The organism is Paraburkholderia solitsugae (assembly GCF_013177695.1).
Lineage (GTDB): Bacteria > Pseudomonadota > Gammaproteobacteria > Burkholderiales > Burkholderiaceae > Paraburkholderia > Paraburkholderia solitsugae.
On record NZ_WOEY01000018.1, the window covers coordinates 67924 to 84070 of the forward strand.

General features: G+C 62.3%; 14 protein-coding genes. 8 read left to right on the forward strand and 6 right to left on the reverse strand.

The window, feature by feature from the left end; all coding sequences use genetic code 11:
- Positions 1-11: 11 nt before the first annotated feature.
- From GNZ12_RS04690 to GNZ12_RS04710, 5 genes are all read right to left on the reverse strand, one after another.
- Entirely contained in the window at positions 12-581 is a 570-nt protein-coding gene (locus GNZ12_RS04690) for a phasin family protein (RefSeq protein ID WP_172309249.1), read from the reverse strand.
- A gap of 104 nt (positions 582-685) precedes the next feature.
- Positions 686-883 carry a hypothetical protein gene (locus GNZ12_RS04695; RefSeq protein ID WP_172309250.1) on the reverse strand — a complete coding sequence of 66 codons (198 nt, stop codon included), beginning with the start codon at positions 881-883 and terminating at the stop codon, positions 686-688.
- A gap of 564 nt (positions 884-1447) precedes the next feature.
- Positions 1448-2554, reverse strand: a complete 1107-nt coding sequence (locus GNZ12_RS04700) for a porin (protein WP_172309251.1) — start codon at positions 2552-2554, stop codon at positions 1448-1450.
- Positions 2555-2619: 65 nt separating this feature from the next.
- Positions 2620-3948 (reverse strand): uracil-xanthine permease family protein, encoded by a 1329-nt coding sequence (locus GNZ12_RS04705; protein ID WP_172309252.1) that lies wholly within the window; start codon positions 3946-3948, stop codon positions 2620-2622.
- A gap of 30 nt (positions 3949-3978) precedes the next feature.
- Complete coding sequence (locus tag GNZ12_RS04710) at positions 3979-5094, reverse strand: aryl-sulfate sulfotransferase (protein ID WP_172309253.1); 1116 nt, start codon at positions 5092-5094, stop codon at positions 3979-3981.
- A gap of 104 nt (positions 5095-5198) precedes the next feature.
- On the opposite strand from GNZ12_RS04710, the gene GNZ12_RS04715 reads away from it, so the two are divergent.
- A complete protein-coding gene (locus GNZ12_RS04715) occupies positions 5199-6155 on the forward strand; it encodes a LysR family transcriptional regulator (RefSeq protein WP_172309254.1) in 957 nt (318 codons plus the stop codon).
- Positions 6156-6159: 4 nt separating this feature from the next.
- Here the strand turns inward: GNZ12_RS04715 and GNZ12_RS04720 are convergent, their stop codons facing one another.
- Complete coding sequence (locus GNZ12_RS04720) at positions 6160-8325, reverse strand: tetratricopeptide repeat protein (RefSeq protein ID WP_172309255.1); 2166 nt, start codon at positions 8323-8325, stop codon at positions 6160-6162.
- Positions 8326-8593: 268 nt separating this feature from the next.
- Between GNZ12_RS04720 and GNZ12_RS04725 the strand changes: the two genes are divergently transcribed.
- From GNZ12_RS04725 to GNZ12_RS04755, 7 genes are all read left to right on the forward strand, one after another.
- Complete coding sequence (locus GNZ12_RS04725; RefSeq protein ID WP_172309256.1) at positions 8594-8995, forward strand: DUF2946 domain-containing protein; 402 nt, start codon at positions 8594-8596, stop codon at positions 8993-8995.
- An 83-nt stretch (positions 8996-9078) separates the two neighbouring features.
- Complete coding sequence (locus tag GNZ12_RS04730) at positions 9079-11457, forward strand: TonB-dependent receptor (RefSeq protein WP_172309257.1); 2379 nt, start codon at positions 9079-9081, stop codon at positions 11455-11457.
- A gap of 142 nt (positions 11458-11599) precedes the next feature.
- Positions 11600-13156, forward strand: a complete 1557-nt coding sequence (locus GNZ12_RS04735) for a PepSY-associated TM helix domain-containing protein (RefSeq protein WP_172309258.1) — start codon at positions 11600-11602, stop codon at positions 13154-13156.
- Positions 13157-13231: 75 nt separating this feature from the next.
- Entirely contained in the window at positions 13232-13681 is a 450-nt protein-coding gene (locus GNZ12_RS04740; RefSeq protein ID WP_172309259.1) for a copper chaperone PCu(A)C, read from the forward strand.
- 155 nt (positions 13682-13836) lie between these two features.
- The gene (locus GNZ12_RS04745) at positions 13837-14100 is read left to right on the forward strand and encodes a BufA1 family periplasmic bufferin-type metallophore (RefSeq protein WP_172309260.1); all 264 of its coding nucleotides are present in this window, start codon (positions 13837-13839) and stop codon (positions 14098-14100) included.
- Between the two features lie 37 nt (positions 14101-14137).
- Complete coding sequence (bufB, locus tag GNZ12_RS04750; protein ID WP_172309261.1) at positions 14138-15034, forward strand: MNIO family bufferin maturase; 897 nt, start codon at positions 14138-14140, stop codon at positions 15032-15034.
- Positions 15018-15929 carry an HvfC/BufC N-terminal domain-containing protein gene (locus GNZ12_RS04755; RefSeq protein ID WP_235993603.1) on the forward strand — a complete coding sequence of 304 codons (912 nt, stop codon included), beginning with the start codon at positions 15018-15020 and terminating at the stop codon, positions 15927-15929. Before bufB ends, GNZ12_RS04755 begins: the two co-directional genes overlap by 17 nt.
- The last annotated feature ends 218 nt before the right edge of the window (positions 15930-16147 follow it).

Here is a 16147-nt window from a genome sequence, read left to right on the forward strand (position 1 = left end):
CCGCGTCAGTTCTATCGCTTCGCGCCCGCGGCTGCGGGAGCCTGCTCGCTGTTGCTTCGCACGGCCTTCGATGCTGTGGCGGTGACGGCTTCAAAATTACTTTCGGCAGCCTGCACGACCTGTTGACCCGTTTTCTGCAGCGTTTCGCACAGGGTCGCGGTGGCGGCAATCGCAGATTTCCATGCAGCGATCGCGGCTTCGGAACCTGCGGGCGAATGCTTCGCCGCTTCCTCGACGAGTACCTGCACGCGATCGTTATACCGCTCGTAGTACGTCTGTGTGAGTTGCGTGACTTCAGCCTGAGTGCTCGAGGCGATGTCGAACACTTGCCGGCCGTATGACAGCGATTTTTCCGCAAAGGGTCCGGTGAAACCGGTTTGCAGCGTGAACCATTGCTGCGGCTCCGTCGTGCCGGACACCTTCGTCAGGTTCTCCTGCGCCTCGGCCAGCGAGGCCCTGACGACCTGCAGGTTCAGCCCGACCAGTTTTTCGACGCCTTCAAAGATCTTTCCGGTCACCCCGAAGTACGCGTCGACGTTGGCTTTCGCGGCAGCAATATGCTCGGGACTCAATAGAGTCATTGTTGAATTCCTCAAAATTCGGTCCGGCGCGCGAAGCCCCGATCGGACGGATGTGTTGCGGCGGATCGCGATGGTGGATAAATCAAAGTGGATGTCGCGGATGCCTAGCGCATCCGGGCAACAGCCTTGAGAATAGAATCTCCTTCGCTTGTGATCCGGGGACGTGAGCGTCCTGACGCGAGGTTTTCCAGTGATATGAGTTGCCGCTCGAGCAGGGCGTCGAGCTCGGCGCGGCCCAGTTCAATCTGGTCCGGCGCGTTCTTGATGAGCATTAAGGTAGCAAATTCATGGGGACTCAGCATATCGTCTCCTCGATTTAGTCTATCTGCGCGGAAGTATCAATTACCCCCTCCAGCGTGAATGCCCGGCAAATATTTCTGCCGTCTCCGTAGAGTGATCATTCGAGAAATCACCTCACGGAGACGTCATCATAACTGTTAAATATTCAATTGCAATATGCGGGATGCGCTTTATTCAAGCAGCTGTTTCGTCTGCTTAATTCTGTTTCGTCTGCTGAATATCAGTGCATCGCAGGGCCGTGCGGCGCCCCTCCCACAACATCGTCGCCGCCCCCGCAGATGCCAGCCTGGCATGGCCGATACGGCGATCCGGCCAACCCACCAAAGCTTGAATTGATTACTTAATTAACGAAATCAATTCAATTTTATTTCAATGGGCTTATTTATATTTGAATATTGTATTTACAGACTGACCCTTTGCCGCGCGCTCATACTACGACTTTGCGAAACATTTATTACAGTGCGCATGAGTTTTCGCAATAGCCTTAATTTCAATAAGGGAAATGACTTCTGACATATTTATGGCACGTGGTTGTCTTGCACGACACGTTCGTACCCACGCCCGCCTCAGAACAGATGATGTATCCCGCTCAGAAACACAGTCTGCCGTCCACCTGACGCCGCGCCGATCCCAAGCGTATTTGCCACCGCCCCACCACCGGCGGTCTCGACCATCAGGTCGGCGTAGACTTGCGTCACCTTCGACAGCGAATAGACGTTGGCCACGGTGAACTGAGTCCAGCGACGCCCGGCGAGCGTCGCGGTCCACGCCCCCGCCGCGATTTCCTCCGCAGGTGTCAAGCGAACGTTGACGCCGCCGTCGACGGTACGAAAGTGCTCGCTGCCGGCGTCCGACTGGATCCGCACATCCGTGGCGAGCGCATGCAGCGTCACGCGTTCAAAGCGATACGCGCCGCCGATCCCCATGTCGCGCACCTGTTTCGCGTTGAAGGTCGCGCCGGGCGCGAGTGTCTGTCCTTCGAACGAAGTCAGGCCGAGTCCATTGGAAAGTGGCAGCAAACGGTCGTGGTACTCGGAATACACCGCCACCAGTTTGAGCGGCCCATTCATATAGTTAGCGCCAAAGCTGATGGTCCGCCCATTCGTATTGCTGGCAGCCGCGCCGGGAAACCCATAGAGCGCGCCGAAACTCAGTCCGCTGTAATTCGCGCTTTTCCATTTCACCGTGCTCGACAACTGCACCGGCAAGGTACTTCCGAGGCCATCGAGATTGCCGGGGTGAAACGCGGAGAAGTCGCCGAGCAGTTGACCGGTCGACACCGAGCCGAGCCAATCGAAATTCCAGTCGGTCTGGCGGCCGAGCGTCACGGTGCCGAACATCGGATCGGACATCCCTACGTAGGCCTGACGATTGAAGAAGGTACTGCTGCTGGCAGATGCACCGGTTGTCGTGACAAAACCGCTTTCGAGCCTGAACACGACCGACCTGCCCGCGCCGATATCTTCGACGCCCTGGAAGCCGAATCGGTCGGCCTGAAAGGTTCCCTGCTCGGCGATATAAGCATGAGCGCCGTGCAAATTGCTCACATAGCTGAGACCGGCGTCGAGACTTCCATACAGCGTGACACTGCTTTGGGCGTTGGCCGCGGTGGAAACGACGAGCGCAGCCATGCACGCGACGTCCGCCGCGCGGAAAGCGAAATGGGTTTTCATGGAGTGTGGGTTGATGCGTTCGAGGGAGGACTGCGAGGGCGTGCGTTAAAAGTGAATGCCCGAGATCAGGTTGTCTGGATTTTCTCTGCCGGACTGAGGCGCCATGTGCCGAAAACCAGATTGACGACGATTGCAGCGAGTGTCCCCGCCGCCATACCGTTGCCCAATACGATCTGCAAATAGCTGGGGAACGACGCATACACATTGGGGACCAGAATCGGTATCAGCCCCACAACGAGCGCGGCGGCGAGCGTGTACTGATTGCCGCGTGCATGCAGATCGACCTTACCTAGCAGGTTGACGCCCATCACACCGATCATCGCGAACACGATCAGCGCCGTGCCGCCCACCACCGGTGCGGGAATCGCGTAAGCGAAGCGCCCGAGCGGCGCAAACAGGGCGATGACCATCAGCATCGCACCGGCCGTCGCGGTCACATAGCGCGAGCGCACGCCGGTAGTCTGCACAACGCCGATGTTCTCCGCGCTGGTGATGATGAGCGAGGTGCCCAGCAGCGAACCGAGCAGCGACGCCACCGCATCGCCGCGAATGGTCCTCGGCACATCGCGTCGCATGTCGATCTTCTTGCCGGTGATCTCGCCGACGGCGACCGTCTGCCCCGTTGCCTCGGCCATCGAAATGACACTGAAGATCAGCATCGGCAGCGCGGCGAGCACGTCGAAGCGCGGCATGCCGAAGGGCAGCAGTGTCGGCAACGTGATGAGCGGACCGGCCCACATGCCGCCTGCCGGCATCAGCCCGGTTGCCCAGCCTGCGCAGGTGCCGATCGCGAGGCCGATCAGCACGGCAAGCCGCCCTGCTGTGCCCTTGAAGAGGCGCGCCACCGCCAGCGTGGCCACGATCGTGAGCAGCGCGAGGCCAAGCGACTGCGGCCGCGCGAAGCCCGGCGTTCCCGGCTGGCCGACGACGATGCCCGCGTAGATCTTGATGAGACTCACCGAGACGAGCAGCAGCATCGTTCCCACCACCACCCGCGGAAAAAACCGCAGGCAGCGCGCGAATACCGGCAGCACGAGCCAGTAGAACAGGCTGGTGAGAATCGCCGCGCCCGCGGCGGTGCGCAGATCGGTTTGCATGGCGATGACGGCGAACAGCATGGCGGGCGCGCCGCCCGGCACCATCACGAATGGTAGACGTGCCCCGATCGACCCCGCCCCGAGCGATTGCAGCAGCGTGCCGGCGCCGCAGGCAAAGAAGGTCGCGCCGATCAGTTGCACGGTCAGGTCCGATGAGAGCGACAACATCCTCGACACCAGAAAAACTGCGGTGACGGGCGAAGCCGCCATCGACAGGACATGCTGCAAGCCGAACAGCACGAGTTGCCACGCGGGCAAGCGAGCGTCGACGCTATGTGTGGCTGGGTCTGGATTCACGTTACCCCCGAGGGATCGAAAACGCGGCGTTCAGGCGCGCAGCCACGGCAATTGCTCGCGGCTGTAGCGGAAGGTCTGGAAGACGCTGTTCAACTGGCCGGGGCCGGTTTTGCGCGCCGCTTCGTCCGGGTACTCGCCGAACCAGGGAATCACGTATTCCCACACCACCTCGCCCGCGGGCGTCACTTCGAAGAGCCGGCCGGTCGCCGACTCGGTGATGTGCGTGTTGCCGTTCGCGAGCCGCTGCGCGTTGCCCATAAAGGCGCTGTAGAACGCGTTCACCATGTCGTCGGCGTACGACCACACCACCTCGTTGTTCGAGGGATCGATCTCGAGCACGCGTGAGAAAACCACGTGCGCACCAGTGCGGAAATTGCCGTTGTCGAACGTGAGAATGTTGCCGTTGGCGAGCGCTACGGGTGCGTGCTGATGCGACACCACACTCGGCGGAATGTGCATCGTGACGCCGCCGGTCCTGCGGTCGACGGCGATGATGCCCGACGTGGTGCGCAGGCTCATCAGCACGTCGCCCTTCGCATTCACGCCGAGCCCGTTCACGAGCGGCCAGTGATACCGGCCGAAGCCGGACGCTATCGGAAAGTCCTCGGGCTTCAGGTGCTCCCACGCCCTCCATTCCCACACCAGCTCGCCCGCGCGATTCACTTCGCGGATCACGTCGGCGTACATGACTTCGTCGGGGCCGTGCGCCGTGCCACCCGGCACGCGCTCGGCAAAGCCCGCCGGCACCGGCGCACACGCGGCGTAAAGCAGATTGCCGTTGGCGAGCCACTGCGCGTCATGGTGGTGTGCAGGATCTTCGTAATGCCAGACCACCTCGCCATCAGGCGTGACTTCGGAGAAATCGCCGCCATGCCACATCGACCACGGCGCGTAACGGTTTTCCGATTTTGCGTGGTTGCCGTTGTAGCCGAGATTGCCGTTGGGAAGAATCACAGCGTGGCGTCCAGCCCGCACCGGCATCTTCCACTCGTGAACGACTGTGCCGTCGATATCGATGAGATAGACATGGCCGCCCGCCGTTTGCGGTGCAATCAGCGTATACCCGCCGAATGAAGCGCTGGGGTCGTGAGCGATGAGGCCGACGCCGCGGCGCCGCTGGGTAATTTGATCGACTGTCGTGGTCACGATTCGCTCCGTTAAGATGATGAAGCGAAATCTAGGCTATCCGACCCGTCAATAAAACCTGATTATTCTTTACGGCCCGTATGGAAAAACTATACGGTCAATTTATGCGTCCAATATCGCAGACATTCCGTTGCTTCGACGAAGTGGTCAGGCGCGGTTCGATCCGCAAAGCGGCCGAATCGCTGCACCTGACCGCTGCCGCGGTGCACCAGCAAATCCTCAACCTGGAAGAGCAAGTCGGCTCGCCGCTCTTCGACCGTTTGCCGCGCGGCATGCAACTCACCACGGCCGGCGAAATCATCATTGCTGCGGTGCGGCGCGGGCAGCGCGATTTCGATAACGCGATGACTCAGGTGGAAGACCTGCGCTCGCTGCGTCGCGGGCATATCAACCTGGCGGTGTCGCCTTCGTCAGCCGAGCAGTTGGTGCCGGACGCCATTCAGGCGGCGATGACAAGCTATCCGGGCGTGACTTACAGCGTGCGCTCGGGCAATGGCGAAAGCATCCTCAAATGGGTGGAGACCGGCGAAGCCGACATCGGCTATGGCCTGCGTCGCAAGCCGCCGCCAGGCGTCGTGGAAGTGCGCGCCTTCTCGCAGCATCTCGGGCTCGTCACGCCGCCGGGACATCCGCTGACAAAACTCGGCAAGCGGCCCCGGCTGCGCGACTGTCTCGACTACCCACTCATTCTCATGACACCGGATACGGAGTTGCGGGCCATGGTGGATCAGATCGACCACCGCGAGCAGCGCAAGGCGCGTCCGCTGGTGGAGACGAGTTCGGTTTCGATGGTGCGCCGGCTCGTTGCGAAAGGTATCGGTATCGGCTTCCTGATCGCGGAGAACGTCGCGGAGGACGTGACGCAGCGCAAGCTCGCGTGGACGCCGCTCGCCGATGCAGGCGCGAAGTCGTTCAGTTGTCTTTATCAACGATCTGACCTGACCACGACCGTTGCGATGAGCATGTTCCTGCAGTTCCTCGGCCACGCGATCGAAGCGACCGAGAGCCAGTTCCACGCTTCAGCGCAAGCGGGCCGCAAGCGTGGGCAGCGGGTCAAATGAGGAATCAGAAGACATTCAATTCCGTAGCATGCGCAGCGGAGAATCGCTCCACACACGCCTGCCTCACCCTCTCGACCGTCACGGACCAGCCTTCGCCCGCCGCCCGGCGGAACAGCCGCAGCGTGTGCGGATACCACGGCGAATCGCTGCGCTCGTGCATCCAGCGCCAGTCGATGTCTTTCTCCGGCAGCATCACCCAGCACGGTTTGCCCAGCGACGCGGCCAGATGCGCCATGGACGTATCCACGCAAATCACCAGATCGAGTTGCTCGATGATCGCGGCACTGTCCGCGAAATCGTTCACCGCCGAGCCGAGTTCGAGCAGCGGCTGACCGGCCGGCGGGTTGTGCGCCTCGTCCTCGCCCTGGCCTTTTTGCAGGCTCACAAAGCTCAGCCCCGGCACGCTCCAGAGCGGCGCGAGCGTGGCCAGCGTGGGTATCGACCGGTTCGCATCGTTATGGTGTTTCGCATTGCCCTTCCAGACCAGCCCGATCTTGCGGCCGGGCGCCATGGTCTCGAGCATCGGCCGCCACTTTTCGACGAGCGACGGCTCAGCCGCGAGGCGAACCGCGCGCGGAATCGTGTCCACCGTCGTGCGCAAGTGCATGGGCGCGCTCAACAGACTCGTCCAGCAGTCGTAGGTGGAAGCGGCAACTCGAGCCAGTGCCGTGTTGTGATCGAGCACGTCATCAACACCGTCCACCGAAGCCATCAACCTGTGTAAAGCAGGCACGCACGCAAAGGAGATATGCGCGGCACCTTGCGCCTTGAGCAAGGCGCAATAGCGGCTGAACTGAACCATATCGCCGAGCCCGTCTTCCTGCCAGACCAGCAGGGACTTGCCGGCGAGCGTGTCGCCTTGCCACTGCGGGCAACTCAACATGGCGTGCGTCTTCTGATGCACGAAACCCGGCTGTTCGTAACGGCATTCATACAAGCGCCAGCCCTCTTCGAACCGGCCCATGCCGAGCATCAGCACGGCCAGACCGAATCTGGCCTCGCAGTAGTCGGGGCGTAACGCGAGCGCCCGAAGGTAAGCGGCTTCGGCTTCAGGCAGCCGCCTGAGTTGAGCCAGCGCGGTCGCGAGGTTGTAGTGCGCCTCGGCCAGATCGGGACAGAGCGCGAGCGCTTGCGCGAAGGCTTCGAGGGCTTCGGGCAAACGATCGAGCAGACGAAGCACGCCGCCAAGATTGTTGTGGGCCTGGACGATGTCGGGTCGAAAGCGAAGCGCCTCCCGGTAAGCCATTTCGGCCTCAGGCAGACGTTCGAGGTTGGACAGCGCGAGGCCGAGGTTGTAGTGCGCCTCCGCATAGTCCGGGCGATGCGCGATGGCCGCCCGATAGGCCGCTTCAGCTTCGGGCAGGCGCTTGAGATCGGCCAGCACCGCGCCCAGATTGAGGTGCGCCTCGGCGTAGTCCGGGCGGATGGCCAGCGCGAGCCGGCAAGCCAGTTCGGCTTCGGGCAGGCGGTGCGCGGCCTTCAGCGCGCCGCCGAGGTTATTGAGCGCCTCGGGATACTGGGGCTTGATGGTCAGCGCCTGCCGGTACGCGGCGTCCGCGTCGGCAACACGGCCGAGTTCCATGAGCACGTTGCCCAGGTTGTTGTGCGCCTCGGCATGGTGGGGCAGCCCGATCAGCGCCTGGCGATAGGCCACTTCCGCTTCTTGCAGCCGGCGCAGTTCGACCAGCACGATGGCCCGGTTGTAGTGCGCGTGAGCGTAGTCGGGGCGGATCGCGACGGCCTGACGATACGACGCCTCCGCCTCGTCCTTGTAGCCCATTCCGTGGAGGACGGTGCCCAGATTGTGGTGCGCGTCGGCCTGACTGGGCCGCAGCGCGACCAGTTGCCGAAAGACCGCCTTGGCCGCCGACAGGCGCCCGTCCGATTTGAGCAGCATGCCGAGACTGCAGTACACCTCGGCGTAGCCGGGTTTTACGCGCAGACATTGGCGCCAGTAGTTTTCCGCGTCCTGAAGACTGCGCAAGCCGTACGAACACGCCCCCGCAATATTCAACGTGTCGGCCCGCGCGTCGTCCGTTATGTCGGCGTGCGCTTCGAGGATCGGCTTTACCAACGACCAGGCCTCGGCGAATTGCCCGGCTGAGCAGAGCGACGCTGCCCGTTGATTGATGTCGGTTATCGAGGATGCGGGCATCGGCGTGGATGTCATGAGTCGTGGTAGCTGGGGTCGGCGGCGTTCAGGCCGGGTCAATCGCGTGTGTCGCACCCTGTCCGGTGCCTCACCTATCTGCGTAGGTGAGTCGAAGCGCCGACAGGGAAAGCGGGACATCTACCACGCAGCTTAAGGGAAACGGCCACGCGGTAACGCCCGGAAATGAGCGGATTTCGGGCTTCTAATCCACCGCTATAAACGGAATCACACGAGAAAAGAATGCGCGGCAATGCTAGAATCGCCCGCGTCTTTACATTCACCCAACATGACTCCACGCTCCCGCAACCGCATGACCGCATGGCTTGGCCTGATCGCCATGTGGCTCGTCGTGTTCGCCCCGGTCGTGAGTCAGATGCTGGTATCGAACCGCGCGCACGAGCCCTTCGCCGCGCTCTGTTCGGCGCTACAGCCGCCCAACCAGAGCCTCGCGAGCCAGTCCACGCCTGCCAGCCCGGCACCGGTCCATCTCAGCCACGACGACGCCTTCGGCGCATGCGGCTACTGCCACCTGCTCGAACATCACGTCGCCATGCCGAGCGTCGCGGCCGTCGAACCACCAGCCGCGCTCGCGCTGGCCGGCACCGCGCCGCCGGCGCTCTCCACCCGCTTCACGCCGCTCGGCGCGTTCCCGTCCGGACGCCCAAGAGACCCGCCTGCCGTTTCCTGATCGCTGTTGTTCCTGATCGCGCATCTTGTCGCACCCGTTGAGGGGGCGCGCGATCGCCTGTTCAATGCATCAAGGAAACGTTTATGTTCAACTTCGCTCTGCGAAGGCTGCCCTTTTGCGCCCGCCGCGGCGCTCGGCGCATTCCATCCGGTCGGCGGCCGCGGTCGGTTTTTCCGGCCTGTATTCCAGCCCTGCTTCCGGCGTTCGTGCCGGCATTTATCGCATCCCCGGCTCACGCGGATAGCGCGCCCGCCGACGCCACGCTCCCTGCTGTCAGCGTCACCGCCAATACCGTCGCCGCGCCGCGCGCCGTCGACCCTAACCTGCCGGCCTCAGTCGAGACCGTGACGCGCGACCAGTTCGACAACTGGAACGTCGTCAACACCGAAGACGTGTTGAAATACATGCCGAACCTTGCCGTGCGCAAGCGCTTTATCGGCGATCTGAATTCGATCATCGCCGTACGCGGCACCAGCAACACGCAGAGCGCGCGCGGTCTCGTCTATGCGGACGGCCTGCTGCTCAGCAATCTGCTCGGCAACAGTTATTCGTTTCCGCCGCGCTGGTCGATGGTGTTTCCCGACGAGATCCAGCAGGTCGACGTGATCTATGGACCGTTTTCCGCGCTCTATCCGGGCAATTCGCTGGGCGCCACGGTACTGATCAGCACTCGCATGCCGAAGCAGTTCGAAGCCAACGCGGACGTCAAAGCCTTCACTCAGCATTTCAGCCTGTTCGGCGTGAATCAGAATTTCAACGGCAGCGAAGCGAGCGCGTCGATCGGCGACCGGATCGGGAAGTTCTCGTATTTTCTGGGCGTAAATCACCTGGAGAACACGAGCCAGCCGCTGCAATTCGCCACGCTCGCCAAGTCCAACACGCCAGCGAAAGCCGGTGACACGCCGGTTACCGGGGCGTACTTCTACAACAACCAGACCAATACGCCAACTGCGGTGCTCGGCGTGAACGGCGGAGGGATCGAACACACGGTGCAGGACCAGTTCAAGCTGAAGATGCAGTACGACTTCACGCCGACACTGCAGGCCGCCTTCACGGTCGGCTACTGGCACCAGACCTATAACAGCGCGACGTCGAGTTTCCTGCGCGACGCGAACGGCAACCCTGTGTACAGCGGCAAGGTCGCGATAGGCGGCTACGAATATACGATTCCGGCAGCCGCCCTCGCTCCGAGTCTCGGCCACAGCGAGAACTGGCTATACGGGCTCACGCTGAAGACCCGCAATGCCACCGGCTGGAACGGCGAAGCGGTTGCTTCGTACTATGACATCGGCAATAGCGTGGCGCGCACCGCGAACTCGGGTGCGCCGGGCAACGGCCCCGGTACGGTGATCTTCGGCGACGGCACCGGCTGGAAAACGCTCGATCTGCGCACCACGTACACACCCGTCACGCCGCAAGCGGGGTTGACGAACCACGCGTTGAGCTTCGGCTATCACTACGACAACTACTTCCTCGACAACGAGAGTTACAACACGCTGAACTGGCGCGATGGCTCGGCCACGTCGTTTGCCAATGCGTTCAAGGGCAAGACGCAGACCCAGGCGTTATACGCACAGGACGCATGGCGCTTTCTGCCGCGCTGGAAGTTGGTCTACGGCGTGCGGTATGAAGACTGGCAAGCCTACGGCGGTTCGCAAGCGCTGCCCGGCAAAGCCATTCCGTACAGCGACGCGAACCAGCATCACTTCTCGCCGAAGGCCTCGTTGTCATTCGATGTCACCGACGATCTGATCTTGCGCGCCTCCATTGGCCGCGCCTATCGGTTTCCGACCGTGGGTGAGATGTTCCAGGGGCAAATCAACGGCTCGTCGATCATCAACAACAATCCGAACCTGAAGCCTGAAGACGATCTCTCGAAAGAGCTGACCGCCGAATGGGCGCACTGGAATGGCTTGTTCCGCTTCTCGCTGTTTCAGGACGACGTGAAGAACACGATCTTCAGCCAGACCGATACGACCGTGATTCCGAACGTGACGAACTTCCAGAACATCGGCAAGGTGCGCTCACGTGGCGTCGAAACAAGCTACTCGGGACAGGATGTGTTCATACGCGGTCTCGATCTGCTGGCGAGCGTGGCATACGCGCAGTCGAAGATCATCGCGAACGCGCAGAACCCGGCGACCGTCGGCAAGTACTTCTATCGGATCCCGCTGTGGCGCGCCAATCTCGCCGCGACGTACCACATCGACGAACGCGCGGCGCTCACGCTCGCCGCACGCTACTCCGGCCGCGAATACAACACGCTCACCAACACCGACACGAATCCCGATGTATTCGGCGGCGCCAGTTCGTACACGGTTGCGGACGCGAAGTTCACGTTCAAGCCGACCAAACTGAGTGAAGTCGGTATCGGCGTGGACAACCTGTTCGACGCGCGCTATTTCGTCTATCACCCGTATCCGGGCCGCACGTTCTACGTCGAAGCGAAGCTGCGCATGTGAACACGCGATTGGCATGTGTGGTTTGCGCTCGCCTGGTGTGCGCCTGGTGTGCGCCTCGCACTCAAGGCACTGGCGAGTTGCAAACCAACACGTGCATCGCTGCGCAAATCGATTGACCCACTCTTTGCTTCAGGAGGATTGAATGTCCACCACTACCGCTCAACGCACGACCTCGGCAACAGGCGCTGCGAACGTCGGCTACCGGACGCTCTGGCGCTGGCACTTTTACGCGGGCCTCTTTGTGATGCCGTTTCTGGTGGTGCTTGCGATCACCGGCACGCTGTATTGCTTCCAGCCGCAAATCGAACCGATGCTTTACCCGCACCGCTTGATCGTCGAACCGCAAGCCACACCGAGGCTGACTGAAGACACCTTGCTTGCCAAAGCCCGCGCAGCGATGCCGGCCGATGCGCGCGCGGTGACGGCCCCGATCGCGAGCGCACAGGATCGCAGCACCGAGTTCATCTTTCGCCTCGCCGACGGCGAAAAACAGAGTGTCTATCTGAACCCGTACAGCGGCGAAGTATTGGGCACGCTGAGCGTCGAGCACCGTTTCATGCAAGTGGACCGCATGCTTCACCGCAAGCTGCTGCTCGGCAAACCAGGCGAGTTGCTGATGGAGTTGGCCGCGTGCTGGACGCTGGTGATGATCGGCACCGGCATTGCACTCTGGTGGCCGCGCGAGAAAACCACCGCACGCGCGGCACTGGTGCCACGTTTCTCGCTACAAGGTCGCGCGCTGTGGAAGAACCTGCACGCCGTGATGGGTATCTGGCTCGCGCTCGGCGCACTCGTATTCGTGCTGAGCGGTCTGCCGTGGACGGGTTCATGGGGTAAGCAGTTCAAGGCGCTCGCGACCGCCGCGAATCTTGGCGCGCCGCCGGGATCGTGGGGCGGCTTGCCGTTGCGCTCTGTACTGCCAGGCATGCGCGCCGGCGACCATGCGGGCACTGTGAATACAAGCACCGAAACGCAATCGGCACACGGCACCCACGCATCAAACGATAAGCACGACGCGCACGCTAGCCACGATGAGCGCGGTGAACACGCTGAGCACAGCGCGCACGAAGCGAACATGGACTCGATGCCTGGCATGGTCATGGACGACCTGCCATTGCCGCTCACACCATGGGCGGTCGGCAACATCCCCGTGCCGCAATCCGCCGATGCGCACGCGGCGCAGGCGCTGCCGCTCGGACGCATCGTTGCGCTCGTCGCCTCGCTCGGCGTCTCGAGCGGTTACGACATCGTGCTGCCCACCTCCGCTACGGGCGTCTACACCGTCTCGTACTTTCCCGCCGACCCGAAAGACGAGCGCACGCTGTACATCGACCAATACAGTGGCGCGGTGCTGAAAGACATCCGCTACGGCGACTACGGCGCGGTGTCGAAGGCGGTGTCGTACGGCACGTCCTTGCATATGGGCCGCTATTTCGGCGTCGCCAATCAGATTCTCTGCGCCGCGATTTCGCTAGGGCTGGCGGGGATGGCGGTGACCGGCTGCGTGATGTGGTGGAAACGGCGGCCGCAGCGCTCGCTCGGCGCCCCCTCGCGTGAGCGCGCCGCGCCGCCGATGCGTGGCTGGAAAATCGGCCTCGTTCTGCTCGGCATCGCCTTCCCATTGATGAGCGCCACGCTGCTCGCGGTGTGGCTCGCCGACCGCACGTTTTTTGGCCGCGCCACGCGGCAACCTGCTTAGGCAAAGCGCTTAGGCAGCCCGCTTATGCAATCCACTTAACGCTTCATTCCCGCTGTCAAAACCAAGGAGCACCTCATGAAGACATCACGCAACCTTCTACTCGCCGCCTTGCTGTGCGGATCGTCCATTCATGCGTTGGCGGCCGCCGCGGCAACCGCGAGCGTATCGGACTGCTGGATCCGCGCATTGCCGGGCGATCTGCCATCGGGCGGCTATTTCAAGGCAAGCAATTCCGGCGACCAACCGGTCAATCTCGTCGGTGTCGGCTCCGACGCTTTCGGCATGGCCATGCTGCATCAGACGCAAAGCCAGGGCAGCATGTCGTCGATGGCAATGGTCGATCAGGTGGCGGTGCCCGCGCACGGTTCGCTCGTCTTTGCGCCGGGCAACTATCACGTAATGCTGGAGCATCCGAAACAACCGCTCCAGATCGGCACAACGATCCCGCTGACGTTCTCGTTCAGCGACGGCGAAAAAGTCACCGCCGCTTGCGCCGTGAAAAGCGCAGGTACGATGAGCCAGTAACATACTGGACAGGCAATGTCGCAAGCCTAAAATCGGTTTACACATGGTCCCGGTGCGGCGAATCAAGCACAACGCATCCGCCCCAAGGCAGCCCATGGCGGAACGACGGTCGAAATGGTGCGGCGATCCACCGCCGCTTACTCAGGAGATGCAAGATGAACTCGAAACTTAGCCGCCCGGCCTTGATCGCCGCGGCCCTCGCAGGACTCGCGGCCGCCGGCATCGGCGCCGCGCATGCTGACGACAAGGTTCAATGTTTTGGCATCGCCAAGGCCGGTCAGAACGACTGCGCGAGCAAGACTGGTGTGCATGACTGCGCCGGGGAAGCCAAGGTCGACAACGATAAAGGCGACTTCAAAACCGTCCCGAAAGGAACCTGCGAGAAGATGGGCGGCAAGATCGACGAACAGCATTCCTGATGCCAAAGCGGCGTTCCAGCGCTACTCGAGGCCTTTGATGCATCCGTTCGCCCCTTCCGCCGGCGCGCCGCCGGGCATCGGTATCGGGTTGCGCCATGCCCACTACCGCGACTTCCTCAGCGCCACGCCGGCGCTCGACTGGGTCGAGGTGCACAGTGAAAACTATTTCGGCGACGGTGGCTTTGACCTGCATGTGCTCGACACCGTGCGACGCGACCTGCCCGTCAGTTTGCATGGGGTCGGTCTCGGCCTTGGCTCGGCGAATCCACTCGACCTCGATCACGTCGCGAAGCTCAAACGTCTAATCAAGCGGATCGAGCCGGCTGTCGTCTCTGAACACCTTTGCTGGGGCGCGACGTCAACCGGCCATCTGAACGATCTTTTGCCGATGCCCTTGACCAAGGCGGCGCTCGCGCTGCTCGCTTCGCGTGTCAGCGAATTGCAGGACGCGCTGGGCCGGCCGGTTCTGCTGGAAAACGTCTCCACCTACGTTCGATTCCGCGACGATCAGTACGGCGAGACGGCATTCCTTACCGAGCTCGCATCCCGCACGGGTTGCTGCGTATTGCTCGACGTGAACAACCTGTATGTGAACCAGTGCAATCATGGAGAGGACGCCATCGCGGCCATGAACGCGCTGGCGATCGGCACGATTGGCGAGATTCATCTTGCGGGCCATCGCGTGACGGACATCGCCGTTATCGACGATCACGGCTCGCGTGTCGCCAACGAAGTCTGGGCGCTTTACGAATACGCACTCCAGCGGTTCGGCACGATACCGGCACTGATCGAGTGGGATACCGATATACCGGCGTTAAGCGTCGTGTTCGATGAAGCCGGCCGCGCCCGTGATATTCAGGCAACCGTTCACGCCAGGCGATCGGCCCTCCCCCCTTCGACTCAACACGGCGCCAGCGATGCTCACACCGCTTGAGTCACTGCAGCGCATGTTTGCCGAATCGCTGGAGGGCGAAGAGCTACCGGTACTTTCGCAGCTGCAATGCCCGGCGCGCGAAGCCGATCACGCGCAAGCTCACGGCGACAGCCCTGCATGTGCCACTGAACAAGCCCCCTGCGCGAACGGCAACGGCAGCGGCAGCGGCAGCGGCAACGAACTCGAAGACAACCTGCGCCAACGCGTCGCCCTCTACCGGAGCAGCGTTCGCGCCAATCGGCGGACTGCACTCGCGAGCGCCTATCCCGTCTTGCTGGCGCTGGTCGGCGAGGCCTACTTCGATGCGCTATCAGTGGCTTACGCGCGAGCGCACCCATCGCAGAGCGGCGACCTCAATCGCTTCGGCGCTGCGATACCGGCCTTCATCGAAACCTACGAACAGGCCCCCCGCTTCCGCTATTTCGCCGACCTCGCGCGTCTCGAATGGTCGCTGCATCTGGCCTACTTTGCCGCGGACGCCAAGGTGCTCACGCAACCGGAATGGGCCGCCCTCCGCCCCGAAGACCTGCTCGACGCAAAACTGGCCGTGCATCCCGCCTGCGCGCTCATCGTCTCGCGCTATGCGGTCGCCGAGATCTGGTCCGCGCATCAGCCGGGAGGCTCTTTTCCGGTCGATCTCGACTCACCGACCTATGCACTGGTCGTGCGCCCCCAATGGCAACCGTACGTACTCGTTCAATGCACCGCCGCGCATGCGGCTTTCGATGCGTTGCAGCGCGGAGCAACGCTCAATGAAGCGCTCGACCTGGCATTCGCAATCGATGCCGAATTCGATTTCACGTCCCAATTGCGCGCGTGGATCACGGCCTCGGCAATTACAGGCCTCCAGCCCGCTACGCAGACCGCCGAACATAGGGTTGCACCGGCACCCTAACGACCTGCCGATGCTGTCCATTCAGCGGGTTGTCGATTGCATTCGACAACCCGCCTGGGCGCGTGACATTCAACCGTGGTGGTGCTGAACGGACCGTCAAAGGCTTGCTGTGACGCACTGACCGCCTCACCGCCTAGTCGCCTTCCCGCCTTGTTGGCTTCCCGCCTTGTTGCCTTCCCGCCTTGCTGCCTTGCTGCCTTGCTGCCTTGCTGCCTTGC